Here is a 24,191-nt window from a genome sequence, read left to right as displayed (position 1 = left end):
GCAATTCCCGGGCACCGACCTTTCAACGCAAGCAAGGAATTTCCATGGCCAACAAACCCGCGCGCACGCTGACCTTCAAGTGCAAGTCCTGCGCGAAGCCCGTCACCCTTTACCTGCAGAAGGTTTCCGCCTGCTCCCACATCCAGCCTTACCAGGGCATCTGCAAATGCGGAGAAATCCTGCGCCACGCGACGGGAGACAAGGAAGCGGTGGAATCCTTCCTCGCCTCCGGCGATGCCGGCTGGACGCACCACCATCACCACCACCATTGAGCCGGGAGGCTCCCGTAGCTTACAGGCCCGGCTTGTAGCGCGCGAGAATGCGGGTGATGCCGCCGTTCTGCCTGAGGCGGGCGACCTCGGCGGAGATCAGGCGCTTGTCGTTCTCGGAAAATTCCGGCGAGCCGCCGAGGTAGACCGCCATCGGGTCGCCGATGCGGGGGCCAAGCACGAGTTCGGACGGATCGCCGCCGGCGCGCTTGTAATTGTTCATGACCACCAGGTCGGCCACCACCCAGGCGTCGATCACGCGGGTCTTGAGCTGCTTGGCGACGATTTCCTCGGTATTGCCGGGGATGACGCGGGTGAACCCCAGCTGCGGCAATAAGGCTTCCATCGGATTGCCCCGCAACACCCCTACCGCCATGTGCTTCGCCTCGTCGATCGTCTTGGGGGCGGGCGTTCCGGCGCGGGTGACGAGGATGAACTGGTATTCGAACAGCGGCGCGATCCATTGGTACTGTTTCTCGCGTTCCGGCGTGCGGGACAAGGGGATGACGCCCTGGTTCTTCGACGCCATGGTTTCCAGCTGCGCCCGCTTCCAGGGCAGGAAGCGGAAGCTGAAATCGATGCCGGTGCCTTTTCCCACTTCCTGCAGGATGTCGACGGCGATCCCGCTCTGGCGGCCGTCCGCTTCGTAGCAGAATGGGATGATGTCACCGGCGTTTACGACCAGATCCGCGGCCTGGACCGTCAGGGCAATGTGGCACGACAGGGCGGCGATACACATTCGCAGGAACATGCGGTCCCTCCGGGGCTGGGGATGTTTCCTGCAGTATATGCGAACGTTGCCGGCATTCCTATCCGGCGGGACGCCGCCGGTCCCCCTGCATGTAAAATTTTGCTGGAATCCGACATTGGCGGGCATGCGGCAGGGCATCAGTCTGTCCGACAAGGTAATATTGCGACTTGCGCAAAAACGCGGGCTGCTCCGCGCGGCATGAACCATCACCATTTTGCATTCGCCATGACCACATCTCTCTTTTCGGCACGTACGCTGGCAACCCTCATGCTGTCATCCGCCCTGGCGGCCTGCGGCGGCTCCTCCCACGATGCCGGCATCAGCGGAACGATCAGCGGCCTGACCACCGGCCCCCTGATTCTCTACAACGGCTTCAACTCCATCAATCTGGGCGAGGGCTCGACCGGATTCGCCTTCGGAACGCGTCTCCCGCTCGGAACGGTCTATAACGTTTCCATCACCTCCGTCCCCTCCACCCTGAGCTGCGCCGTGAACAACGCGAGCGGCGTGGCGACCGGCGACGTCAACAACGTCCAGGTCGTCTGCGTGCCGAACAACAACCTGGGCGGCACCGTGACCGGCCTGAGGACGAGCGGACTCGCGCTGACCAACGGCAGCGATACGGTGAGCGTGCCGGCCAATGCCACCAGCTTCGTCTTCTCCCGCCGCGTCGGGCAGGGCTACCCCTACGGCGTGACCATCCTCACCCAGCCGACGGGCCAGACCTGCTCACTGGCCAATGCCGTGGGCACCATGGGCGTGGCCGACATCAACAGCGTGCAGGTCACCTGCTCCTGACGCGCGGCAAGAATCCTTCGTCATTTTGGAGAATTTCATGAAGTCATTCGGATCAACCCTGGCCGTTGCGGCCGGGATTGCCCTCGTCGCCGGGCTGGCCGCCTGCGGCGGGTATTCGTCCATCGACCTGGGCGGCTCGGTCGTGGGACTGACCACCGACGGGCTGGTGCTGGCCAACAATGGCACCAGCACGGTGTCCATTCCGGCGAACGCCACTTCCTACAAGTTTCCGGGGGCGATCGGCAATTACGACGCCTACAACGTGACGGTGCAGCAGCAGCCGCCGCGCCTGACCTGTGCCGTGACCGGCAGCGCGGGAACCGCGACGGGCATCTCGGTGACCTGGGCGAACGTGGCCTGCGTACAGAATACCTACACCCTCGGCGGCACCGTCTCGGGGCTGACCACCGACGGCCTCGTCCTGGTCAACGGCGGGACGACCGCCAGCGTGCCTGCAAACAGCACCAGCTTCACCTTCAACGTGCCGGTCGCGGACGGCGCCGCCTACGGCGTGGCGGTCCTGACGCAGCCCGCGGGCCAGACCTGCCAGGTGAGCAATGGCACCGCCATCATGGGCAGCGCAAACGTGACCAGCGTGGTCGTCACCTGCTCCTGATCTGGTTGACAACCTTGATTGCGCCCGGGCGCTGCCCGGCGCAATCAAGGCGGCGTCATCTGGAAGACGCCGCCTTTGGCATCAATGATTCGGGACCGGCAGGAACTGTCCCGGATCTTCAAAAGCGATAATGCGTCCATCGGCCAGCGCCTCGGCCAGCGTCTCGCCAATCAGTTCCGCCGGAATTTCCGGCATCATGCTGGTCAGTTCGTTGATCTCCATGGGATTGCTGCGGTCCTGATCCCACTGCTGATAGGCTTGCGTGATCTGTTTCCAGACCCGGCCCTGGGACTCATTCATCGGCATGTTCGCTCCTGTAAAAGTGACGATCGTTCGTCATGCAAACAGGACAAGAGTTCGACACGCGAAGGTGAGCCAGATCATCCCTTGCTGCTTGACATGTCCTGGGCTGCGCCGCCTATCTGCCGCTGCCGTGGTTTGTCTGCGCAGGCGCAAGGCGAGGTCATGGCCGCCACCCGGGCCGGATGAGGCCTCGGCTACACTGCGAAGATGCTTCCTTCTCTTTTCCGGGGTTGCCGCAGCGCGCTCCTCCTGCTCAGCCTTGCCTGCGGGCTGGCAGCCGCCATAGAGCCAGTCATTCCCGACGTGCAGAGTTCGGCACCGGTGGCCGGGCGGGCGCTTTCCGATGCTGCTCTCGGGGATGCGTTGCGCAAGGGCGGCTATGTCATTTATTTCAGGCACACCCAGACGGACTTTTCCAAGACTGATGCCGGAATGCAAAATTACGGCGACTGTGCCAACCAGCGCCTCTTGTCCGTGCAGGGAAAGGAAACGGCCCGCCGCATCGGCAACGCGATCAGGAAGCTTCGACTGCCAGTCCAGGAAGTGCTGAGCAGCCCGTATTGCCGGACCATGGACACCGCCCGCCTGATATTCGGCGAGGAAAAGGTCAAGTCCCGCAACGAGATCCGGGAAGAGCAGGGCGCCAACTACCCCGGCCTGAAAATCCTCCTTGCCACCCCGGTCGCCAGCGGGAGCCTGCGCTGGATCATCGGACATGGCACGCCTTTCCGCAGCATCGCCGGTCCGCCCCATCTCGCGGAAGGCGAAGCCGCGGTGCTCGAGCCGACCGGCAGCGGCTGGGCGGTCGTCGCGCGCATCCAGCCAGACCAGTGGAACCTGTTGCGCTGATGCCGGGTCCGGTACTTTCACCACCAATCGTCTGGCCAATCTGACAATTTTGCTTTTCCAAATGAAACAATTTGTAAGTGACACGGGTTGGTTGTAATCCTAGCCTTTTGACGCCGCGTTGTTCGGTCATGTTTTTAGTGCTGTCAGGGAGACACCAATGAAAAAGCGTCGCGTCGTCGTCATTCTCGAAAACAATGCCGTATCCGAAGTTCTGAAAGACGACCAGAACGTCGAAGTCGTCGTCATCGATCGCGATACCTATGCCAGCGATTACCGCACCCGATTGCGGGGTGTCTGCGGCGATGATGCATCGCTCGATGCCATGGCCCACGGCCTCGCAATCCACAATCCCGCCAAGGTGGCAGACGCATTCCAGCAAGTCTACGAAGCCTTGCAGAAGAAGGGTGACAATGCCCTCGCCGAGCGCGTCGCCGCCGCGCTGTTCAGCCAGCCCGCCGCAGCACCCAAGCCGACCGCATCCCCGGCGTTCAAAAGCCAGTACGAAGAAGCCGCCCTCGGTTGAGGCGGCGCCGATCCAGGCGGCGGCCGCGCCGCCCGCCTGATCCGCCCGCGAGTCCTCGAGCCTCCCCGGCTCGATGCGGGCAACGGCGCATCACCCGCTTCCCCTCGCCACTTTTCCCATTCCCCATTCCTTTCGAGATGACGGCGCTCATCATCCGCTGAGCATCGGCGGCGTTCTTCCAATGTTCTTACTTCCCGGGTTCAGCAGCCGCCCGGCGTCCGGTCGTGGAATTGGTTATGCTTTGCACATCATTCATGTTCCGCGTCTCATCCTTTCATCGAACCAAAGGAGTTGCAATGGACTACGTAAATTTTGGCCGCACCGGGCTGGAAGTGTCCCGTCTCTGCTTGGGATGCATGAGTTATGGCGTGCCCGGCCGCGGCACGCATCCGTGGACGCTCGAAGAAGCGCAAAGCCGGCCTTTCATCCGCCAGGCCCTCGACCTGGGGATCAACTTCTTCGACACGGCGAACGTGTATTCGGACGGCACCAGCGAGGAAATTGTGGGCCGCGCGCTCACCGATTTCACGAGGCGCGAAGAGGTGGTGATCGCCACCAAGGTTCACGGCCGGATGCGGCCCGGGCCGAATGGACAGGGCCTGTCGCGCAAGGCGATCTTCGCGGAGATCGATGCCAGCCTGCGCCGTCTCGGCACCGACTACGTCGATCTCTACCAGATCCATCGGTGGGACTACGGCACGCCGATCGAGGAAACGATGGAAGCCTTGCATGACGTCGTCAAGGCCGGGAAGGCGCGTTACATCGGCGCCTCGTCGATGCATGCCTGGCAGTTTGCCAAAGCGCTGCACGTTGCCGAGCGCAACGGATGGACGCGTTTCGTCAGCATGCAGAATTACGTGAACTTGCTTTACCGCGAAGAAGAGCGCGAGATGCTGCCGCTGTGCCGCGACGAAGGCATCGCGGTCATTCCCTGGAGCCCGCTGGCGCGCGGGCGCCTGACGCGCGACTGGGATGAAAGCAGCGCGCGTGCCGAGACGGACGAGGTGGCGCACAAGCTCTACAAGAATACCGGCGACGCGGATCGTCTCGTGGTCGAGCGCGTCGCGCAGATTGCCAAGGAGCGGAACGTTCCCCGCGCCCAGGTGGCGTTGGCATGGGTGCTGCAGAAACCCGGAATCACCGCGCCCATCGTCGGCGCCACCAAGCTGGCGCATCTCGAGGACGCGGTCGCGGCAATGTCACTGAAGCTGGACGAAAACGAGATCCGGCGCCTCGAAGAGCCCTACGTGCCGCATGCAGTGGCCGGCTTCAATTGACCGGCGGCGCGTCCTTCCAGGGGTTGATCAGGAATTTCTCGCCGGTGCTGCGCTTGAGGTAGGCCGCAATCACGTCAGGCCGCAGCGCTTCCTGCAAGGAGATTACATTGGTGTAGTGGCTGGCGAACGTCGTTTTCAATTCGTTCGCGACGCGCTGCTTGAGCTGGGCGACGCGTTCCGGTCCGACCTTTTGCAGGAAGGGAAACAGAAGCCAGCCGCCCATGCTCCAGGTCATGCCGAAATCGCGAATGATTTCCGTCGGCCGCATGTCGAGTCCGCCATAAATGTACACCTGCTTCAAGGTCGTCGATCCATAGCGGCTGTACTCCTTGGCGCTGCGGCCGATCGCGGCCTCCATGGCGCTCAGGATCTGCCCCGCGAGCCGGCCGCCGCCGATTGCATCGAAGCCTATCGTTGCTCCCGTCGCGGCGATGGCATCGGTCAACTCCTGCATGAAGTTTTCCGAGGCGGAGTTGCAGACGTGCGTGGCGCCGATTTCCTTCAAGAGACGAACCTGTTCTTCCGAGCGCACCACATTCACCAGCCCGATTCCTTCGGCGAGGCAGATCCGGTTGAGCATCTGCCCGAGGTTGGACGCGGCCGCGGTATGCACCAGCGCCTTGTGACCTTCACGCCGCATGGTTTCCACCATGCCGAGCGCGGTCAGGGGATTCACGAAGGACGAAGCACCTTCCGCCGGCGATGCGCCAGCCGGCAGCTCCAGGCATTGCTCCACCGGAACGCAGCGGTAGTGGGCGTACATCGCTCCGCCGAGCACGGCGACCGTCTTGCCGAGCAGGCGCTGCGCCGCCTCTGAGCGGCCCGCGCCGACCACGGTGCCGGCGCCCTCGTTCCCGACCGGCATCGGCATGTTCACCCGCGCCATCATGCCCTTCATTGCCTTCTCGGGGACGCGCGCGGTGATGACCGGGCCGCCGGGCGTATCGGCATGCGTCGCGGTACTCATGTCCGCCGCGCCAAACAACAGGCCGATGTCCGATGGATTGATCGGCGTCGCCTCGACCCGCACCAGCACCTCGTTATCCGCAGGCACCGGCACCGGCACGCTGGCGAGCGACAATTCGAGTTCACCGTTGTCCTTGACGACGGAACGAAGCTGCATTGACATGTTTGTCGCGCTCAATTGCGTTCTCCTTGGCTGTAAGTAGCGGCACCGCGCCGCAAATCCGGTCATCATACCAATCCGCCGGCAAACGCGAAGCCGGGCCGGGAACGACCGGCTTGAGGGCGGCCACGTGCCGGCATCGAAGAAACGCGTCATGGTGTATCGTCTCGCTGAGCATCCATGACGCCCGGCTTCCACCATTCCACGAGGAAAAAGCGATGACCTACGAGACCATACTCTACGACGTTTCCGAGAACATCCTGACCATCACATTGAATCGCCCCGACAAGCTGAATGCCTTCACCGGGACGATGATGAACGAACTCATCGATGCCTTCGACCGCGCCGACGCCGACGACGCGGTGCGCGCCATCATCGTAACCGGCGCCGGACGCGCCTATTGCGCCGGCGCCGATCTCTCGTCGGGTGCGAAGACCTTCGACTTCGCCGCGCGCGAAGACAGGCCGGACAAGCAGGGCACGCCGCGCATGGCCGGCGGCGACATCGACTGGAGCCACGAATCGGTGCGCGATGGCGGAGGACGGGTATCGCTCAGGATCTTCGCCTGCCTGAAGCCGGTCATCTCGGCGGTCAACGGCGCGGCGGTCGGCGTCGGGGCAACGATGCAGCTGCCCATGGACATCCGCATCGCCTCCGAGGATGCACGCTTCGGCTTCGTCTTCAACCGGCGCGGCATCACTCCCGAAGCCTGTTCGAGCTGGTTCCTGCCGCGGCTCGTGGGCATCAGCAAGGCGCTGGAGTGGACATACACCGGAAGGATATTTTCGGCGCAGGAAGCCCTCGAAGGCGGCCTGGTGCAGAAGGTCTGCAAGCCCGGCGAACTGCTCCCCGCCGCGCGCGAGCTGGCACGGGAAATGGTGGACAACTGCGCGCCGGTGTCGCTGGCCCTGACGCGCCAGATGATGTGGCGCATGCTCGGCGCGGAACATCCCATGGATGCGCACCGCATCGACAGCCGCGCGATCTACGCGCGGGGGGCGTCCGCGGATGCGAAGGAAGGCGTGATGTCCTTCCTGGAAAAACGCCCGGCAAATTTCACCAACAAAGTGTCGTCGGACATGCCGTCGTTCTTCCCCTGGTGGGAAGAAAAGCCTTATCGCTAGGCCGGCATTGGCAGCCGACGCCGCGCCGGCCGCCGGCAACGATCAGGTCACAGGCGCGGGATTGAACAGGGTCAGGTCGTTGTGCAGCTTCCAGCGTTCGGCCCATGTCTTGCGGCCGCTGGCCACGTCGAGCATGAGGTGGAATATTTCCCAACCCAGCGCCTCGATGTCGATCTCGCCGTCGGCGACGCGGCCGGCGTTCACGTCCATCAGGTCGTGCCAGCGACGCGCAAGGTCGGTGCGCGTCGCCACCTTGATGACCGGGCACTCCGCGAGACCATACGGCGTGCCGCGCCCGGTGGTGAAGATGTGCAGGTTCATGCCGGCCGCAAGCTGCAGCGTGCCGCAGATGAAGTCGCTGGCCGGCGTCGCGGCAAACACCAGGCCGGGAGGCAGCTTCTTTTCGCGCACGTTTTCGCCGGGCGCCAGCACGCCGACGATGGGCGACGATCCTGACTTCACGATCGAGCCCATCGCCTTTTCCACGATGTTCGATAATCCGCCCTTCTTGTTTCCGGGCGTGGTGTTTGCGCTGCGGTCCACGCTGCCCATCCGCAGGTAATCGTCGTACCAGGCGAGCTCGCGGATGATGTCTTCGGCGACGGCCGGCGTTGCCGCGCGCGATGTCAGCTGGTCCACGCCGTCGCGCACTTCGGTGTTCTCGGAAAACATCACCGTCGCGCCGGCCCGCACCAGCAGGTCCGCCGCATGGCCGAGCGCCGGATTGGCAGTGATGCCGGAAAAGGCATCGCTGCCGCCGCACTGCATGCCGACCACGAGCGCAGAGGCGGGGCAGGGCTCGCGGCGCCGTGCATTCAATCGTTGCAGGTGGCGTTCGGCGGTGCGCATGATGGAATCGATCATGCTCATGAAGCCCACGTGTTCGTCATCCTGCAGGCAAACCACGTCGGCCTGCTCGGCGCCGCGCATCGGGATAGCACCGGGCGGCAGCAGGCGAGCGGGTTGCATCTTTTCGCAGCCCAGGCTGACCACCATGACCTCGTTGCCGAAGTTCGGATTGCGGCTGATGTTACGCACCGTCCTGATCGGGATGGGTGCCGCAGGCGCGTCGATCGCCACCCCGCAGCCGTAGGCATGATTCAGCGCGACGACATCGTCCACGTTGGGATAGCGCGGCAGCAGTTCTTCCTTGATGCGCCTGACCGCGAAATCGACCACGCCGGACACGCATTGCACGGTGGTGGTGATGGCAAGTATGTTGCGCGTGCCGACCGAGCCGTCATCATTGCGATAGCCATCGAACTGGTAGCCTTCCAGCGGGAGCTGCGGTTCCTGCGGGCGCGTGGAAAGGGGCAGGCCGCTAAGCTCGCGCGCGCCGGGCATGGCGATGCGGTGCTCGTTGACCCAGCCGCCGGCAGCGATCTCCTGCAAGGCATGGCCGATGACGACGTTGTAGCGCCTCACCTCGGCGCCTTCCGGCAACGTGGCGAGGGCGACCTTGTGTCCCTGCGGAATGGCTTCCCGCAGCACCAGTCCGGGACGAACTTCGGTTCCGGCCGGCAGGCCGCCGGTGCGCACCACGACCGCGACGTTGTCGTTCTCGTGCATGGAGATGATGAGCGGCGCCTGTGCGGCGGATTGCAGGGTCTCCACGTGGATCTCCGTTTCGTTAGTCCAGCACCAGCACGGCGCGGAAGTCGTTGACGTTGGTCAGGGTCGGCCCGGTGACGACGGCGTCGCCGAGCGCGCCGAAGAAGCCGTGGCCGTCATTGTTCTGCAAGGCGTCCATGGGTCGGATGCCGCTCTGCCAGGCCCGCTCCAGCGTATCGGGTGTGAGCAGGGCGCCGGCGATCTCTTCCTGGCCGTCCACGCCGTCGGTGTCCCCGGCAATGGCGTGCACGCCCGCGAGTCCCTGCAGCGCAAGGCCAAGCGACAACAGGAATTCGACATTGCGCCCGCCGCGCCCCTGGCCACGCACCGTCACCGTGGTCTCGCCGCCGGACAGCAGCACGCAAGGCGGAAGGAAGGGCTGCCGGTATTCGGCGACCTGGCGCGCGATGCCGGCGATGACCTTGCCGACGTCGCGGGCCTCGCCTTCGATGCCATTGCCGAGGATGTACGGGGTGATGCCGGCGGCGCGGGCGACGGAGGCCGCCGCTTCCAGCGCCATCTGCGGCGTCGCGATCATGCGCGTGACGCAATCTGCGAGGCGCGGATCGTCCGGCTTCACCGATTCGCCGCGCCCGGATTCCAGGACCTCCCGCACCGCGCCGGGCAGGGCGATGCCATAGCGGCGAACGATCGCCAGCGCGTCGTCGCAAGTACTCGGGTCGCCGACCGTGGGGCCGGAAGCGATGTCGCAGGGATTGTCGCCGGGCACGTCGGAAATGAGCAGGGTGATCATCTTCGCGGGATGGCATGCCGCTGCGAGACGCCCGCCCTTGATGGCCGAGAGATGGCGCCGCACGCAGTTCATTTCGCTGATCGTCGCGCCCGAGGCGAGCAGGGCGCGGTTCACGGCCTGCTTGTCTTCGAGCGTGATGCCGTCGAGCGGCAGGGCGAGGAGGGCGGAACCGCCGCCCGAAATCAGGCAGAGCACGGTGTCATCCGCAGTCAACTCTTGCGCGAGCGCCATGATGCGCCGCGCCGCCGTCATGCCGGCTTCGTCCGGCACCGGATGCGCCGCCTCCACGATCTCGATGCGCTCGCAAGGGACGGCGTAGCCATAGCGGGTCACCACCAGGCCGGAGAGCGGCCCCTGCCAGTGGCGCTCGACGGCGCGCGCCATGGCGGCGGATGCCTTCCCCGCGCCGATGACCACGAGGCGTCCCGTCCGGGGCTCCGGCAGGTGCGGCGGTATGCAATGGTCGGGCTGCGCCGCCTCGATGGCGGCGCGGAACATCTCTTGCAGCAATTCACGAGGATTCATCGCGGGCTTCCTGGCAAAACGAAGATCAGTCGTGCTGACCGATCTCGAAATTGGCCAGCTTCTCGAGCGCACGGACCATGGCGGAATGGTCCCAGGCGCCGCCGCCATGCGCGGCGCAGGCATTGAACAATTCCTGCGCAGTGGCGGTGTTCGGCAATGATACGCCGATGGCGCGCGCGCTCGACAGCGCGAGGTTCAGGTCCTTTTGATGCAGCTCGATGCGGAATCCCGGATTGAAGGTGCGGTTGACCATGCGCTCGCCATGCACTTCCAGGATGCGCGATGCCGCGAAGCCGCCCATCAGCGCCTGCCTGACCTTCGCCGGATCCGCGCCCATCTTGGAGGCGAAGAGCAGCGCTTCGCCGACAGCCTCGATGTTGAGCGCAACGATGATCTGGTTGGCAACCTTGCAGGTTTGTCCGGCGCCGTTGGCGCCGACCAGCGTGATGTTCTTTCCCATCAGCTCGAACAGGGGCTTCACCTTGTCGAAGGCGGCTTCGCTGCCGCCGACCATGATGGTCAGGCTCGCCGCCTTGGCGCCGACCTCGCCGCCGGACACGGGAGCGTCCACGTACTCGCAGCCCAGCGCATTGATGCGTTCGGCGAACGCCTTCGTCTCCACGGGGGAAATCGAACTCATGTCGACCACGACCTTGCCGGCGGACAGGCCCGCGGCAACGCCGTCCGCATCGAACAGCACCGCCGCCACGTGCGGCGTGTCGGGCACCATCATGATGATGACATCGGCGCGCTCCGCGACTTCCTTGCTGGAATCGCATGCCTTGCCGCCGCTTTCGATCAGCTCGCCCGGCACGCCCGAGCGACTGTGAAGGTAGACCTCGTGTCCGGCCTTGATCAGATGGCCGGCCATGGGACTGCCCATGATGCCCAGGCCGATGAAACCGACTTTGCTCATTGATCTCTCCTGAATTTATTTAAGATTGCGAATACTTGTCCCGCAGGGCTTGCGTCGCAGCGCGGAACGCGCCCTGGTCGCTGCCGACGGCAACCATGGTGACGCCCATGTCCATGTAGCGGCGCGCGTCCGCTTCGTTGGGAGCGAGGATGCCGATCGGCATCCCGGCCGCCTTGGCCGACGCGATGATCCGCTCCATCGCCTGCTGCACTTCGGGATGGGAAGGATTGCCGAGGTGGCCGTAGCCGGCCGCGAGGTCGGATGGGCCGATGAAGACCGCATCCACGCCATCGACGTCGCAGATGCGCTCGATGTTGTCGACCGCCTTGCGGCTCTCGATCTGCACCGTCACCACGATGTTGTCGTCGATGATCGACTGGTAATCCTTCACGGTGCCGAAGCGGTTGCTGCGCATGGCGACGGACACGCCCCGGATGCCTCGCGGCGGATAGCGCGTGGCAGCGATCGCCTGCATGGCATCTTCCGCCGATTCGACGAAGGGAATGAGGAAATTGTAGAAGCCGGCGTCGAGCAGCCGCTTCATCTGGACCGGATCATTGGATTGCGGGCGCACCATCGGTGCGCTCACGCTGTCCTTCAACGCCATCAGCTGCAGGATGAAGCTGTTCAGGTCGTTGGGGGAATGCTCGCCGTCCAGCAGCAGCCAGTCGAAGCCGGCCAGTCCGAGGATCTCGGTCGTGATCGGGTTGGCCAGCGAAGACCAGCAGCCGATCAGGCGCCTTCCCTCGCGCAGGTCGTGCTTGAAGCGGTTGGGAAAGGCGGTGTAGGGAGTCGAGTAAGTCATGTCAGGCTCTATGGCGGTAAGCGGCTTCGAGGGTCACGAGGATTTGTTCACCAGCGACTTCGACAGCGTCACGCGCTTGATGTCGCCGACGATGAACAGGTAGCTGGCGATGGCGAGCGCGGCGTTGGCGCCGACGAACACCAGCGCGCCGGAGAACGAACCCGTGCCTTGCACGATGTAGCCGATCACGATGGGCGTGGTGATGCCGGCGGTATTGCCGAAGGTGTTGAACAGGCCGCCGGAAAGGCCGCCGGCTTCCTTGGGCGACGTATCCGCCACCACCGCCCAGCCTAGCGCGCCTACGCCTTTGCCGAAGAAGGCCAGCGACATCACGGCAACGACCAGCATGTCGGCTTGAATGTAGTTGCAGGCGATCATGCTCATGGACATCAGCATGCCGATCACGATCGGCACCTTGCGCGACACCGACAGCGAGTAGCCGGCCCTGGCGAGGCGGTCGGAGAGCCAGCCGCCGACGATGCCGCCGAGGAATCCCGCGATCGCCGGCAGGGAGGCGACGAAACCTGCCTTCAGGATAGTCATGTGCCTTTCCTGGACCAGGTAGACGGGAAACCACGTCAGGAAGAAGTACGTCAGCGTGGTGATGCAGTACTGGCCGATATACACGCCCAGGAGCATGCGGTTGCCAAGCAGTTCGCCGATGCAGGCCATCGTGTTGACTTCGCTTTTCTTCGCCACGCCCTTGTTGCCGTCCAGGTCGACCAGCGCGCCGCCCTCCTGGATGTACTTCAATTCGCTGGCGCTCAGGCTGGGATGCTGCTTGGGACCATAGATGGTCTTGAGCCACACCAGGGAAACGATGATGCCGAGCGTGCCCATCACGTAGAACACGCTCTGCCAGCCGTAGGTGTGCACCAGCCAGCCCATGATCGGCGCGAACAGCACGGTGGCAAAGTACTGCGCCGAATTGAAGATGGCCGCCGCCAGCCCGCGCTCGTTGGTCGGGAACCAGGCCGAGGTGATGCGGCTGTTGCCCGGAAACGAAGGAGCTTCCGCGACGCCGACGAGAAGACGGAGCAGGAAGAGTACCGCGACCGCCGCGCCGCCCGTCAGGAATCCGATCGTGCCCTGGAACAGGGTGAACAGCGACCAGAGGAAAATGCTGAAGAAATAGGTGACCTTGGATCCGAACCGGTCGAGCAGCCAGCCGCCCGGAAGCTGGGCCAGGACGTAGGACCAGGCGAAAGCGGAAAAGATGTATCCCATCTCCACCGGCGACAGGCCGAGCGCCTTTTTCAATTCCGGACCGGCGATGGAAATCGTCGCGCGGTCGGCATAGTTGATCGTGGTAACGATGAAGAGAATGGCGAGGACGAACCAGCGGGTGCGCGACTGGACCTTGCTGGCGGCAGAAGTGTTGAGGGCTTGTGCGTGTTCCACACGTGTCTCCATGGATTGGGTTGATCGTGCCAGCGATGCTGGCTGCCACTATTGTTTTTGTATGGCTTGATCTTATGCCCGGATCAATGCCGCATCAAACCAATCTGTATCGCCATCGATCCAGAAAGTGAATTGATCGGCTTGCCGTCTTCAGCCGGCGCGGAAGCCGTCCAATACCTGTTTCCGGAAGATGTCGAGAATGGGATTGTCATTGTCGCGGCGATAGGAACACACCATTTCGACCGGCTCCGCCGGGTCGGTCGTCATGGGCCGCAACACGATGCCGCTGAACTGCAGGCGCGCGGCGGCGGCCGGAATCAAGGCCGCGCCAATGCCGGAGTTCACCAGGGCGAGCATCGTGTGGATCTGGCCGACGTACTCGACGACGTCGGGCTGCACGCCGGCACGGTCGAGGACGCTTTGCAGCAACTGGTAGAAGTAGCGCGCTTCGTAGGGGGAATACATCAGGAAGGGTTTCTGGTGCAGGCAATCCAGCCCCGGCTTTTGGGGCCAGCGCGCCGCCTCGCGCTCGGGAATGGCAAGCATGAGCGCTTCATGCGCGAGGGTGATGGTCTCGATTTCACCGTGTTCCGGGTGAGGGCGCATCAATCCCAGGTCGAGTTTTCCCGAGTCCAGCGCCTCCAGCTGGGCGGTGGTAACGAGTTCCTTGAGGGTGAGCGAAATGCCCGGAACGCGTTCGCGCAAGCGCCGAACGACATCCGGAAGCAAGCCATAACCGAAAGCGGCGGTGAACCCGATCGACAGGGACCCTTGTTCTCCCTTGGCCACCCGCCGCGCGGTCGATGCCGCTTCCTCCGCCATGCGCAAGATCCGGGCGGCTTCGGGAAAGAATGACTTGCCGGCGGCGGTCAGCCGCACCGACCTGCTGGTGCGGTCGAGCAATTGCGCGCCGACGTGATGTTCGAGCAGCCTGATCTGCCGGCTGAGCGGCGGCTGGGTCATGTTGAGCCGCTCCGCCGCCCGGCTGAAATGCAATTCTTCCGCTACAGCGACGAAGCAGCGTATCTGGCTGATTTCGAACATCGATTCACTCCTTGCATCAATCCGTTCTTAACGCATTGTGAAGGGGTATCGCCGATGCTGCAACGGACCTCAGCCGGGAAGTCCGATGCCTTGCTGGTCGCCGCGGCCGCGCAAGCCTTCTCCCAGGCTTGCCTGGTGCAGGACGTCGACCATCTTCTGGTTGAACGCGGGAATGTCGGCCGGCTTGCGGCTGCTGACCCAGTTGCCGTCCACGACCACTTCCTGGTCGACCCAGGTGCCGCCGGCATTCCGGATGTCGTCCTGAAGGGTGGGCCAGCTCGTCATGGTGCGGCCATCCACCAGGCCCGCAGAGACCAGCACCCAGCCGCCGTGGCAGATCACGAACACCGGCTTGCCGGCATCGTCGATCTCCCGCACGAAGCGCTGGGCCTCCGGGATCACGCGCAGCTGGTCGCCGTTAATCACGCCGCCGGGCAGCAGCACGCCATCAAACTCATCCGCCACTGCCTGATCGAAGGTCAGGTTGACGTCGAACTGGTCGCCCTTGTCATGGTGGTTGAAGCCCTGCACCTTGCCGGGCTTGGATGAAACCACCTGCGTCACGATGCCTTGCTGCTCCAGCGCTTTCCTTGGTTCCGTGAATTCCGCCTGCTCGAATCCTTCCGTGACGAGGATGGCAATGCGCTTTCCATTCAAATCGCTTGTGTTGTCAGCCATGTGCTTCTTCCTTTCCTTTATCTGCTGGGGTGGGCCGCCGCGCTCACGTGCCAACAAGGGCGTCGTTGCCCCGGGCCATGATGCGGCGGAAGGCGCCTTTCAGCACCAATCCTTGTCGGGGCGCTTCTGCAAGCGCCGCGCCGCTTCGATGACGTCGTTCAATTCCACCGGATCGCTGTAGGGATCTTCATCGAGCCGGGTGACGCGGTTGAGTTCCTTTTGCCAGCGCCTGAGTTCGGCCACATAGTCTTGGTCCTGCACGCGGAGCAAGTCGCTGTCCTGCTCGACCATGTCGCAGATGCCGTTATGCAGCCACTTGCCGGTATGCCAGTCGGGCATGTCGACCGCCGGAAACAGGCAGATGGCCTGCAGGTCCATGCCTTGGTTGACCGCGGCGAGCGCTTCCTCGGTAACGTCCTTCATCCAGGCGGCGCGGCCCTTGCCCATGCCGCTCGTTTCGCTGATGATCATCGGCCGCCGATACCGTTCCCATACGGTCTTGAGCAATTCGCACAAGGGCTGTATGCGATCATCGTCCGGCGGCAAGGCGGCGTGCGGCCCATGCTCCCGGTATTCCATCTGGCCGAAGGAATAATTGTTGGCGCCCACGATGTCGAGGATGTCCGGCGCGCCGCCCAGCTCGGGATGCTCCTTGCCGTAGATCACGTCCCAGGCCAGGAAGGTGTCGACATAGGTTTCATGCCACGCCGCCTGCGCCTGGTCCGGCCTGTCGCGCGGGGCAACCACTTGGACCAGCGGGTCGACGTGGATCATGCGCGCCTCGGGAATGACTTCCCGTATGGCTTTCACGCCTTCGATGGCCGCATGGCACAGGGCCAGGCGAAAGCGCATGCGCTCTTCCTTGCTGTGGCCGTAGGGAGCGACCCAGCCCCATTCGGCGCCGCAGAAGGAAAAGAAGGTGATTTCGTTGATGGGTGTGAAGTAATAAGGCCCGGGCAAATTCTTGCGGATGTGGGTGGCGGCCGCGCGGCAGTATGCGCCGAAGCGCTCGCGGAACGCGGGTTGATAGGGATCGAGATCGTCGGGATAGCCGTAATGGCATAGATCCCAGATAGCCGTTATCTTGTACTCCTTCATCGCTTCGATGAAGGGAGTGATCGACGAGAAGTCGTACTTGCCTTGCCGGTCGGCCATGGGCCAGGGAATGCCTTCGCGCGCGACCGCGATGCCGAGTTCATGCAAGAGGCGATAATCTTCCCAGGCGTGCTCGCGGTGCCGCGTTTCCGCAACCAGGTCCCGACGACCCTGGTCTTTCCAGAGGAAGCAGGAACACTCGAAGCCCGAGAGAAAAAATGTGGGAAATATGCCTGGACGCTGCGCCATGGCCTTGCCTCTTTCACATTGGCGGAATAGAAAGAGACAAGCGGAGGGCCGCAGAGTTGCGGCCAGAAATGCAGGATTGATGAAGTGGCGTGCGTCCGGTTGCCGGAGCGCAAGGCATTCCGGGCGACGGCATCGCGTCCATCGCCCGCAAGGGAAAGACTTACCGGACGACTTCGCGGAACGATACCTCTTCGGCATCCGCGGATTTGCCGGCATGGCGGAATTGCCGGGCCGCAGCGGCGGGCATGGCGCCGGGCGCATAGATGCGTTCGAAGGAGCCGCGCCACTTGCGATGGGCACGGACATACTTCATCGTGAGAAAGGCAAGCACCGACCAGATGGCCAAAAATGCAGGCTGCCCGTCAGCCACCATGAGCAGCGCAACCAGCAGGGAAGAGAAAAATGCCGTCAATGCAATCGCTGCCGTCACGAAGGGCATGTCGCGGTTGGAGGCATGGAAAAGGGAACGAAATGACAACATGAAGGGATTCGCCTCTGGAACGAAAGGAGGGAAGGCGGATTATGCCTTACCTGCGGTCAATTTTCACTGAGGAATTGTTGACGCTCGGCTTCATTGCCGTATTGTAATCAGGATCTGGCACGACGCTGCATGAAGCGATCTAGCAGACCCGGGGGTGTTCCACGGTAGAATCTCGGCAATGCCTCCCAATATCGCATCCAACGTTACGTGAAAAACCTTGTCCTCCAGCGCTTCGAAGAGTTGGCCCCGCGGCTGAACGGCTTCGACGCCATCATCGACGTCCGCAGTCCTTCCGAATATGCCGACGACCATATTCCCGGAGCGATCAATTGCCCCGTGCTTTCGGATGCGGAGCGCGTGCACGTGGGTACTCTCTACAAGCAGGATGCGTTCGAGGCGAAGAAGGTAGGCGCCGCGATCGCCGCGCGCAACATCGCCGGCTACATCGACACCCTGTTTCATGACAAGCCGCGCGAATGGACCCCGCTGGTGTACTGCTGGCGTGGCGGCAACCGCAGCGGCTCGATGGCGCACATCTTTGCCAAGATCGGCTGGCAGGTGACCCAGCTCGATGGCGGCTACAAATCGTATCGCCACTTCGTGCTTCACGACCTGGAAAAGCAACCCGCCGGATTGCGCCTGTTTTCCGTTTGCGGCGCCACGGGCACCGGCAAGAGCCGGCTGCTGCGCGCGCTCGAAGCCAGCGGCAGCCAGGCGCTCGACTTGGAAGCGATCGCCTGCCACAAGGGTTCGGTGCTGGGCGAAATGGACAGCGTGCCGCAACCGCCGCAAAAGCTCTTCGAGAGCAACCTGTGGGCAAAGCTGCGCAGCCTCGACCGCAGCCGTCCGGTGTACGTCGAATCGGAGAGCAAGAAGATCGGCAACCTGCGCGTTCCCGAGATCCTGATGCTGGCAATGCGGCAGGCGCCCTGCATCGAACTCAGGCTGGCCCGTGAAGACCGCATCCGGCTCCTGCTGGACGAATATGATTTCTTCCTGCACGACCCCGAACGGCTCAAGGCCAACCTTCGGCGCCTGATCAAGGTGCATGGCAATGCGGTGATCTCGGAATGGGAGGCGCTCGTCGACGGCGGCAACTGGGACGAACTGGTGGCCACCCTGCTCGACAAGCATTACGATCCGGCTTATGCCACGTCCATCCGGCGCAATTACCTCCGGTTCGGCGATGCGCGCAAGCTCGCGATCAAGGGCTGGTCCGAAGAGTTCTTCCTGGAGGCCGCACGTGCGTTGCGGGCGGAAGAGAAAGCCGGCGAGCCCGCTTCGTCATCGATCTAGCGGCGGCGCCGTCCATCATCAGAACATCCAGGTTTCATGCACATCCACGCCATCCGTGAACAATTGCGCGCTCTCGGCGCCAAGCCGGAACACGAGCAGCGCATCCTGCGCGACTGGCTGCAGGTCCGTTCAAGGAGCAGCGGCCGCCGCAAAGCCGAAGATTACCTGCCGCTGAGCCTGCGGGAGGGCCTCGGCGAATTCGATGCCGGCCTGCGCAATCTCGTGCGCCTGGTATCCAGCCACGCCACGCCGGATGGGTCGGCGCGCCTGCTGGTCGGCCTGGCCGACGGACAGACCGTGGAAAGCGTCCTCCTGCCGCGCGATGGGCTGTGCGTGTCGAGCCAGGTGGGCTGCGCCGTCGGCTGCCAGTTCTGCATGACTGGCCGCGACGGCCTGCTGCGCCAGCTTACCAGCGGGGAGATCGTCGGGCAGGTCGCGCTGGCACGCTCCATCCGTACGGTCAAGAAGGTCGTCTTCATGGGCATGGGCGAGCCATCGCACAACCTGCAGAATGTCATGGAAGCGATCGACTTGCTGGGCACCGAAGGCAATCTCGGGCACAAGAACCTGGTCTTTTCCACGGTCGGCGACCCCCGCGTCTTCGAGCAACTGCCGCTCGGGACCGTCAAGCCCGCGCTCGCGCTTTCCCTGCATACCACGCGGCAGGACCTGCGCGAACGTCTCCTGCCGCGCGCGCCGCGCATCGCCATCGAAGACCTGGTCGAGCTGGCGGAGGAATACGCCCGCAAGACCATGTATCCGGTGCAGTACCAATGGACGCTGCTGGACGGCATCAACGACGGTGAAGAAGAACTCGATGGCATCGTCCGCCTGCTCAAGGGACGCCATGCCATCATGAACATCATTCCCTACAACGCGGTCGATGGCTTGCCGTTCTCCCGGCCGCCGGACGAGCATGCCCGCGAAATGATCCGCATCCTGCACCGACGCGGCATCCTGGCGAAGCTGCGCGATTCGGCAGCCCAGGAAGTCGACGGCGGCTGCGGGCAACTGAGGGCACGCGCCCTTGGCCCGGCTGCGCCGCGGCCCATCGCCATCCACCGGGCCTGAGCGCCTGCCAAACTTCGTTCGCATGGTCTTTCACTTCACTTCATTGCTCGCATGAACGGCGGCCCGACCGTTGCCGCGGCGATCGCCGCCGTCATGACCCTCATTGCCACCACCCTGGCGCGCGTCTTCGGCGGGCCGGGCTGGCTCTACCTGCTGACGCTGGCCGCGATGGCGCTGCTGATTACGTCGGGGTTCGGCAACGTCAACCGCAAGCTGCGCAATACGGCTGCCGTCCTGCTGCTGGCGGGCGCCGCCGTGTTCCCGTTTGCCAAGGACCCGGTTGCCGCGCTCCAGCGCGGCGTGTTCATTGCCGGGATGCTCGTGTCATTGACGTCGAGCGTGCTCCTGATCGCGCGCTGCGCGGTGCAAAGCCGGCGCATCCAGATGATAGGCGCGGCCTTGCGCGAACGGCAGGGCAAGGCGCGCCTGACGGCCTTCGCGGCGGCGAGCCAGTTCTTTTCCGGCATCCTCGGGCTGGCCGGCGCCAACCTGATGTTCGTGATGGCCGCGCCGCCCGACGAGGAAAGCAGCGGCATGCGGACGGCGTCGGTGGTGTCCATCATGCGCGGCTTCGCGGCGGCGAGCTGCTGGAGCCCGGTGTTCGGCAACATGGCGATCCTGCTGGCGCTGTATCCATCGCTGCATTGGATCGAGGTGTTCCCGGCGGGCCTCGCGGTGGGCCAGCTGACGCTGATCGTCGGGCTGCTGATGACGCCGCTTCCGCCGCAGGAAGGCTCAGCAAACGGGGCGGACGAACGGCCCACGACCACCAGCGGCAAGGAATTGTTTTTCCTGGCCGTGCCGGTGATGGGCGTGCTGCTCGGATTCCTTGGCGTGGTGCTGCTGGTCAGCCGTACCTTGCATGTCATCATTTCCGCCGCGATCATCATCATGGGGCCATGCGTGTCCATGGCCTTCCATGCGCTGTCGGGGTCGCCGGGCAGCCGCCTGCGGGCCGGCATGCGCGGCACGGCGGACAGCATGCGCCTGTATCCGGCGCTCGCCAGCGAGGCCATGCTGTTCCTCTCGGCCGGCGTGGCGGGCAGCCTCATGGCCGATTCGTTTCCCGCCTCCTGGACCGGCGCGATCGCCGCGCTGCTCGGCGGCCATCCCTTCTGGGGCCTTGCCTTCCTTGTTTTCGCGATCATGCTGGCAGCGCTCGCCGGCATTCATCCCATGCTGTCGGCGGTGTTCCTCGCCTCTACCCTCACGCCGGATGTGCTCGGCTTGCCGCCGATCGCGCACATGGCGGCCATCCTCGCGGGCTGGGGACTGTCGGCGAGCGTCACGCCGTTTTCGGTGGTGTCGCTGACGGCGAGCCGTTATGCCCGCGTCGGGCTGTACGACATCAGCCTGCGCAAGAACTCGGGCTATGCCCTGTGCAGCGCCTTGCTGCTGTGCGCGGTGCTGGCCGCATGGATCGGCCTCACCGCCTGAAAGGAAAGCGTTACCATGAACCACCGATTGCCCGTTCCCCTGGCCAAGGCCTACCGGTTGCTCAATCACGGGCCAACCGTGCTCGTCACCTGCGCGCATGGTGGCGTATCGAACGTCATGGCGGCAGCCTGGTCGATGCCGCTGGATTTCATGCCGCCCAAGGTCGCGGTGGTGATCGACAAGAACACCCACACCCGCAAGCTGGTCGAGGCTTCTGGCGAATTTTCCCTGAACGTGCCTTCGCGCCGGCAGGCGGCGGAGACGCTTGCGTCCGGTTCGACCTCAGGCAGGGACGGCGACAAGATCGACCAGCTGGGATGGCAAGTCTTTCCCGGCACTCTGACCGGCGCGCCCTTGCTCGAGGGTTGCCTCGGCTGGCTCGAGTGCCGCGTCATTGATGAACCACACATCCAGCAAAGCTACGATCTTTTCCTTGGCGAGGTGGTGGCTGCCCATGCCGATTCCCGCGCATTCCGCGACGGGCACTGGGTGTTCGAGGCAGGCAGTCCGCGCAGCATCCATTACGTCGCGGGCGGCAACTTCTTTGAGACGGGTGAAGGATTCGAGGCGCGCAAGCCCGGGGAATGATGATGCCTGGCGGCGGAATGCGGGCGCTGAAAACTTAGTGCAGGTGACCGACGCGCACCATCACCGGAAACGTTTCCTGCCCGTCGCCGACCGGCGGCTTCAGGTAAGTCAGCGAACCGAACCCCTTTGCGAAGCAGCGCGCGCTGGCATGCTCCGGCTTGGCAAGGATGTTTTGCGCATGGCCATGCGCATCGATGTCCGCCACCAGCGCGAAGGGTTTCACGTTGGGCGCGGACGCGCCGCAGCGGCGTATCAGGCGGGCGATCTGCGGGCCGGCTTGCTTGAGCATGCTGGCAGGGTAGGGATGGTAGCGCTCATCGCCCTCCGCCGAGCGGGCATGCACGGCGCGTTCGTCGAACGACGGTAACGATGTTCCTGATGGCGCGGCGGACGGGGATGTCGGGGAAGCCGGGTATGCCGCCGGCTGGGTGCTGGCCCACGCGGATGCGCAGGCAAGGCAGGCGATCAGGAAAGAGGCGTTTTTCATGACAAGCGTTGATCAAATGGTCATCAGCCTCTCTACCTTAGGGCGGGATCGGCGGCTTGTCTGTAAGCGATGGTAACGACCCCGGCGCCTGTCGTGACGGGACCGCATCTAGGCGATCTGGGCCACCGTGTCGGCTTTGCGGGCATCCTTGAATGCGGCCAGGTCGGCGAGCACGATCTGGTTGCGGCCCCCGGCCTTTGCGGCATACAGCGCCTTGTCGGCGCGCGACAAGATCTGATCAAGGTTTTCCTGTTGCCGGTGCTGGGCGATGCCGACCGAGATCGTGACCGTGTTCCCGCCAAGCTCCGTCAGGTGAAGCGTCGAGACCGACTGGCGGATGCGCTCCACGAATTCGGCGCCGCCGGTCAGGTCGGTATCCGTCAGGATCAGCAGGAATTCTTCTCCGCCGTAGCGGCCGAAACAGTCGGTCGCCCGTATGTCTTCCTTGATCTTGCCGGCAATCCGCCGAAGCACTTCGTCGCCCACCGGATGGCCGTGCATGTCGTTGATGCGCTTGAAGTGGTCGACGTCGATCAGGCAGAGGCAGAACGGGGTGGCGCTGCGGGTGGATCGCATCATTTCCTGGGCGGCGAAGCGCAATACCTCGCGCCGGTTCACGATGCCGGTCAGTTCGTCGTGGATGGCGAGCGTGCGGATCAGTCCGAGCGCATGGTCCAGCTTGCGGATGGCGGAAGAATTGATGCGCTCGTAGATCACCAGGAAAACCGCCACCAGCAAGGTGAAGCTCATGATGGAGATGAAATTGAGAGCGCGCATGTCGCGCACGACTGGCTGGGGGAAGACGCCGGCGAGGTCGGCTGCGTAGATCAGGGGAACGACCACCAGCGAGGTCGCGGTCCACCGCCACCCCGCCTTCGCCCCGCCGGCGGCCGAGCCGATGATGGAGCAAACGCCGAGCCAGAGCACCGCGGGAGAAACGATGCCGCCCGTCCGGTAGATGATGCCCACGAGGAGAACGAAGATGCCGCCCACGAAGCACTCGCGCACCACGCTCAGGTTCGCCGTCGCCCGCAACAGGGCCGCGCAGATGGCGACGCAGAAGGCGCCGAAATAGCATATGCGGGCGGTGGCGTGGTCCGTCAGGAAAGCATAGACTGCGCCGTAGAAAGGCAGGACCGCGAGGGCAAGCAGCATGGCGGTGACCATGTTTTCGGCGCGCGTCATGTCCGACGGACGCTCGAGGAGCGCCTGCGGCAGCAGGAGACGAATCAATGGAAATCGCCGCTGGTACACCAGGGACTGACGTAATCCCATCGCCTTGTCTCCCCAAGCCAAGGTACGCTCTGTGGTCGATGCCGGGCACCCTGACTTGCCCGATCAACGTGAATTCGAAGTTTTTTCTATTTCTTGTTGCATGCTTTCCGGCGAACGGAACGATGGCCTCGAGGGCGCCGCCGCCGATCCCTGCGTTCGGCGTTGGCGGGCGCAAGGCAAAATCGGCGCTCTGGCAAAGATTCTACTGCACGGGTAAAAACTTTACGTTTGGAAACAACACATCTCGGACAAAGCTTGATGTTGATCAGGTGGCGTTAGCAATTTGATCACGTCTTTCGCCCGCCTTAGGCACCCATGCTTGCCTGGCGACGCCGCGCCTCAGAGACGAGAGACCAGATCGACCAGCTGGTCCGTCGCCTTGCCCCAGCCTTCGTGGAATCCCATCTGTTCATGCTGCTTGCGGTCTTCCTCCGACCAGTGGCCGACGCGCGCGCGATAACGGGTCTTGCCGCCTTCTTCGTCGAAGGTGATCGTCGCTGTCATGAACGGCTTCGCCGAGGGCACCCAGGCCGAAACGAAGGCGTCGGTAAAGACCAGTTTGCGGTTCGGCACCACTTCGAGATAAACGCCCCGGTTGGGAAATTCCTGGCCTTCGGGGCCGCGCATGACGATGAGGTTCGACCCGCCGGGGCGGACGTCCAGCGTGGCCACGGACACCGTCCATGGGCGCGGCGTGAACCATTCCTTCAGCAGGTCCGGTTCGGTCCAGGCACGATAGAGTTTTTCGGGAGAAGCATCGATGAGGCGCTCGAGCATTAACTCGAACGGCGTGCCGGAACTATCCATGTCTGGCCTTTCGCAAAGGATGGGCGGGGAAGCGG

The 24,191-nt window shown here is 63.9% G+C and carries 26 protein-coding genes; 11 read left to right on the top strand and 15 right to left on the bottom strand.

Annotated features, from left to right (window positions below; all coding sequences use genetic code 11):
* The first annotated feature begins 44 nt into the window (after window positions 1–44).
* Window positions 45–272: a hypothetical protein gene (locus tag G3574_RS23120; RefSeq protein ID WP_163967910.1), complete on the top strand. Its 228-nt coding sequence runs from the start codon at window positions 45–47 to the stop codon at window positions 270–272.
* Window positions 273–291: 19 nt separating this feature from the next.
* Here G3574_RS23120 and G3574_RS23115 read toward each other — a convergent pair whose 3' ends face one another.
* Window positions 292–1,020, bottom strand: coding sequence for a substrate-binding periplasmic protein (locus G3574_RS23115; RefSeq protein WP_163967909.1), 729 nt, complete (start codon window positions 1,018–1,020; stop codon window positions 292–294).
* Window positions 1,021–1,245: 225 nt separating this feature from the next.
* Here G3574_RS23115 and G3574_RS23110 point away from each other — a divergent pair, with 225 nt between their 5' ends.
* Both G3574_RS23110 and G3574_RS23105 read left to right on the top strand, forming a co-directional pair.
* Window positions 1,246–1,818 carry a hypothetical protein gene (locus G3574_RS23110; RefSeq protein ID WP_163967908.1) on the top strand — a complete coding sequence of 191 codons (573 nt, stop codon included), beginning with the start codon at window positions 1,246–1,248 and terminating at the stop codon, window positions 1,816–1,818.
* Window positions 1,819–1,855: 37 nt separating this feature from the next.
* Window positions 1,856–2,434, top strand: coding sequence for a hypothetical protein (locus G3574_RS23105; protein WP_163967907.1), 579 nt, complete (start codon window positions 1,856–1,858; stop codon window positions 2,432–2,434).
* Window positions 2,435–2,515: 81 nt separating this feature from the next.
* Here G3574_RS23105 and G3574_RS23100 read toward each other — a convergent pair whose 3' ends face one another.
* Window positions 2,516–2,740, bottom strand: a complete 225-nt coding sequence (locus G3574_RS23100) for a hypothetical protein (protein WP_163967906.1) — start codon at window positions 2,738–2,740, stop codon at window positions 2,516–2,518.
* 204 nt (window positions 2,741–2,944) lie between these two features.
* Here G3574_RS23100 and G3574_RS23095 point away from each other — a divergent pair, with 204 nt between their 5' ends.
* From G3574_RS23095 to G3574_RS23085, 3 genes are all read left to right on the top strand, one after another.
* Window positions 2,945–3,586, top strand: coding sequence for a histidine phosphatase family protein (locus G3574_RS23095; RefSeq protein ID WP_163967905.1), 642 nt, complete (start codon window positions 2,945–2,947; stop codon window positions 3,584–3,586).
* A gap of 157 nt (window positions 3,587–3,743) precedes the next feature.
* Complete coding sequence (locus G3574_RS23090) at window positions 3,744–4,109, top strand: hypothetical protein (protein ID WP_163967904.1); 366 nt, start codon at window positions 3,744–3,746, stop codon at window positions 4,107–4,109.
* Window positions 4,110–4,405: 296 nt separating this feature from the next.
* Window positions 4,406–5,386, top strand: coding sequence for an aldo/keto reductase (locus tag G3574_RS23085; protein ID WP_163967903.1), 981 nt, complete (start codon window positions 4,406–4,408; stop codon window positions 5,384–5,386).
* On the opposite strand, the gene G3574_RS23080 is transcribed toward G3574_RS23085, so the two are convergent.
* The gene (locus G3574_RS23080; RefSeq protein ID WP_163968149.1) at window positions 5,379–6,515 is read right to left on the bottom strand and encodes a zinc-binding dehydrogenase; all 1,137 of its coding nucleotides are present in this window, start codon (window positions 6,513–6,515) and stop codon (window positions 5,379–5,381) included. The two genes, G3574_RS23085 and G3574_RS23080, sit on opposite strands and share 8 nt — an antisense overlap.
* Before the next feature lie 215 nt (window positions 6,516–6,730).
* On the opposite strand from G3574_RS23080, the gene G3574_RS23075 reads away from it, so the two are divergent.
* Window positions 6,731–7,636, top strand: a complete 906-nt coding sequence (locus G3574_RS23075; RefSeq protein WP_163967902.1) for a crotonase/enoyl-CoA hydratase family protein — start codon at window positions 6,731–6,733, stop codon at window positions 7,634–7,636.
* Window positions 7,637–7,678: 42 nt separating this feature from the next.
* Here G3574_RS23075 and garD read toward each other — a convergent pair whose 3' ends face one another.
* The 9 genes from garD to G3574_RS23030 all read right to left on the bottom strand — a co-directional run bounded on the left by garD (window position 7,679) and on the right by G3574_RS23030 (window position 17,195).
* A complete protein-coding gene (gene garD / locus G3574_RS23070) occupies window positions 7,679–9,205 on the bottom strand; it encodes a galactarate dehydratase (RefSeq protein WP_163968148.1) in 1,527 nt (508 codons plus the stop codon).
* Window positions 9,206–9,266: 61 nt separating this feature from the next.
* On the bottom strand, window positions 9,267–10,526 hold the full coding sequence (locus G3574_RS23065) for a glycerate kinase type-2 family protein (RefSeq protein ID WP_163967901.1): 1,260 nt from the start codon (window positions 10,524–10,526) through the stop codon (window positions 9,267–9,269).
* A 25-nt stretch (window positions 10,527–10,551) separates the two neighbouring features.
* Entirely contained in the window at window positions 10,552–11,442 is an 891-nt protein-coding gene (glxR, locus tag G3574_RS23060) for a 2-hydroxy-3-oxopropionate reductase (protein ID WP_163967900.1), read from the bottom strand.
* Between the two features lie 19 nt (window positions 11,443–11,461).
* Window positions 11,462–12,247, bottom strand: coding sequence for a 2-dehydro-3-deoxyglucarate aldolase (garL, locus tag G3574_RS23055; protein ID WP_163967899.1), 786 nt, complete (start codon window positions 12,245–12,247; stop codon window positions 11,462–11,464).
* Between the two features lie 33 nt (window positions 12,248–12,280).
* Window positions 12,281–13,660 (bottom strand): MFS transporter, encoded by a 1,380-nt coding sequence (locus G3574_RS23050; RefSeq protein WP_163967898.1) that lies wholly within the window; start codon window positions 13,658–13,660, stop codon window positions 12,281–12,283.
* A 138-nt stretch (window positions 13,661–13,798) separates the two neighbouring features.
* Window positions 13,799–14,692 carry a LysR family transcriptional regulator gene (locus G3574_RS23045; RefSeq protein WP_163967897.1) on the bottom strand — a complete coding sequence of 298 codons (894 nt, stop codon included), beginning with the start codon at window positions 14,690–14,692 and terminating at the stop codon, window positions 13,799–13,801.
* Between the two features lie 69 nt (window positions 14,693–14,761).
* A complete protein-coding gene (locus tag G3574_RS23040; protein WP_163967896.1) occupies window positions 14,762–15,370 on the bottom strand; it encodes a type 1 glutamine amidotransferase domain-containing protein in 609 nt (202 codons plus the stop codon).
* 99 nt (window positions 15,371–15,469) lie between these two features.
* Window positions 15,470–16,714 carry a glycoside hydrolase family 1 protein gene (locus G3574_RS23035; RefSeq protein WP_163967895.1) on the bottom strand — a complete coding sequence of 415 codons (1,245 nt, stop codon included), beginning with the start codon at window positions 16,712–16,714 and terminating at the stop codon, window positions 15,470–15,472.
* A gap of 160 nt (window positions 16,715–16,874) precedes the next feature.
* Window positions 16,875–17,195 carry a hypothetical protein gene (locus G3574_RS23030; RefSeq protein WP_163967894.1) on the bottom strand — a complete coding sequence of 107 codons (321 nt, stop codon included), beginning with the start codon at window positions 17,193–17,195 and terminating at the stop codon, window positions 16,875–16,877.
* Between the two features lie 207 nt (window positions 17,196–17,402).
* On the opposite strand from G3574_RS23030, the gene mnmH reads away from it, so the two are divergent.
* Genes mnmH through G3574_RS23010 form a run of 4 tightly spaced genes read left to right on the top strand, consistent with a single transcriptional unit; the run spans window position 17,403 to window position 21,587 of the window.
* Window positions 17,403–18,491: a tRNA 2-selenouridine(34) synthase MnmH gene (mnmH, locus tag G3574_RS23025; protein WP_163967893.1), complete on the top strand. Its 1,089-nt coding sequence runs from the start codon at window positions 17,403–17,405 to the stop codon at window positions 18,489–18,491.
* A 36-nt stretch (window positions 18,492–18,527) separates the two neighbouring features.
* Window positions 18,528–19,562, top strand: coding sequence for an RNA methyltransferase (locus G3574_RS23020; protein WP_163967892.1), 1,035 nt, complete (start codon window positions 18,528–18,530; stop codon window positions 19,560–19,562).
* Between the two features lie 51 nt (window positions 19,563–19,613).
* Window positions 19,614–20,999, top strand: coding sequence for a hypothetical protein (locus G3574_RS23015; RefSeq protein ID WP_163967891.1), 1,386 nt, complete (start codon window positions 19,614–19,616; stop codon window positions 20,997–20,999).
* A 15-nt stretch (window positions 21,000–21,014) separates the two neighbouring features.
* Window positions 21,015–21,587, top strand: a complete 573-nt coding sequence (locus tag G3574_RS23010; protein WP_163967890.1) for a flavin reductase family protein — start codon at window positions 21,015–21,017, stop codon at window positions 21,585–21,587.
* A 34-nt stretch (window positions 21,588–21,621) separates the two neighbouring features.
* On the opposite strand, the gene G3574_RS23005 is transcribed toward G3574_RS23010, so the two are convergent.
* The 3 genes from G3574_RS23005 to G3574_RS22995 form a co-directional block, all read right to left on the bottom strand.
* A complete protein-coding gene (locus tag G3574_RS23005) occupies window positions 21,622–22,074 on the bottom strand; it encodes a hypothetical protein (RefSeq protein WP_163967889.1) in 453 nt (150 codons plus the stop codon).
* A gap of 108 nt (window positions 22,075–22,182) precedes the next feature.
* Entirely contained in the window at window positions 22,183–23,349 is a 1,167-nt protein-coding gene (locus tag G3574_RS23000) for a GGDEF domain-containing protein (RefSeq protein WP_163967888.1), read from the bottom strand.
* Window positions 23,350–23,688: 339 nt separating this feature from the next.
* Window positions 23,689–24,156, bottom strand: a complete 468-nt coding sequence (locus tag G3574_RS22995) for an SRPBCC family protein (protein ID WP_163967887.1) — start codon at window positions 24,154–24,156, stop codon at window positions 23,689–23,691.
* Window positions 24,157–24,191: the final 35 nt, after the last annotated feature.

The organism is Noviherbaspirillum galbum (assembly GCF_010974945.1).
GTDB lineage: Bacteria > Pseudomonadota > Gammaproteobacteria > Burkholderiales > Burkholderiaceae_D > Noviherbaspirillum > Noviherbaspirillum galbum.
Note: the sequence above shows the minus strand (reverse complement) of the source record. Positions and strands in the feature narration are given on the sequence as shown.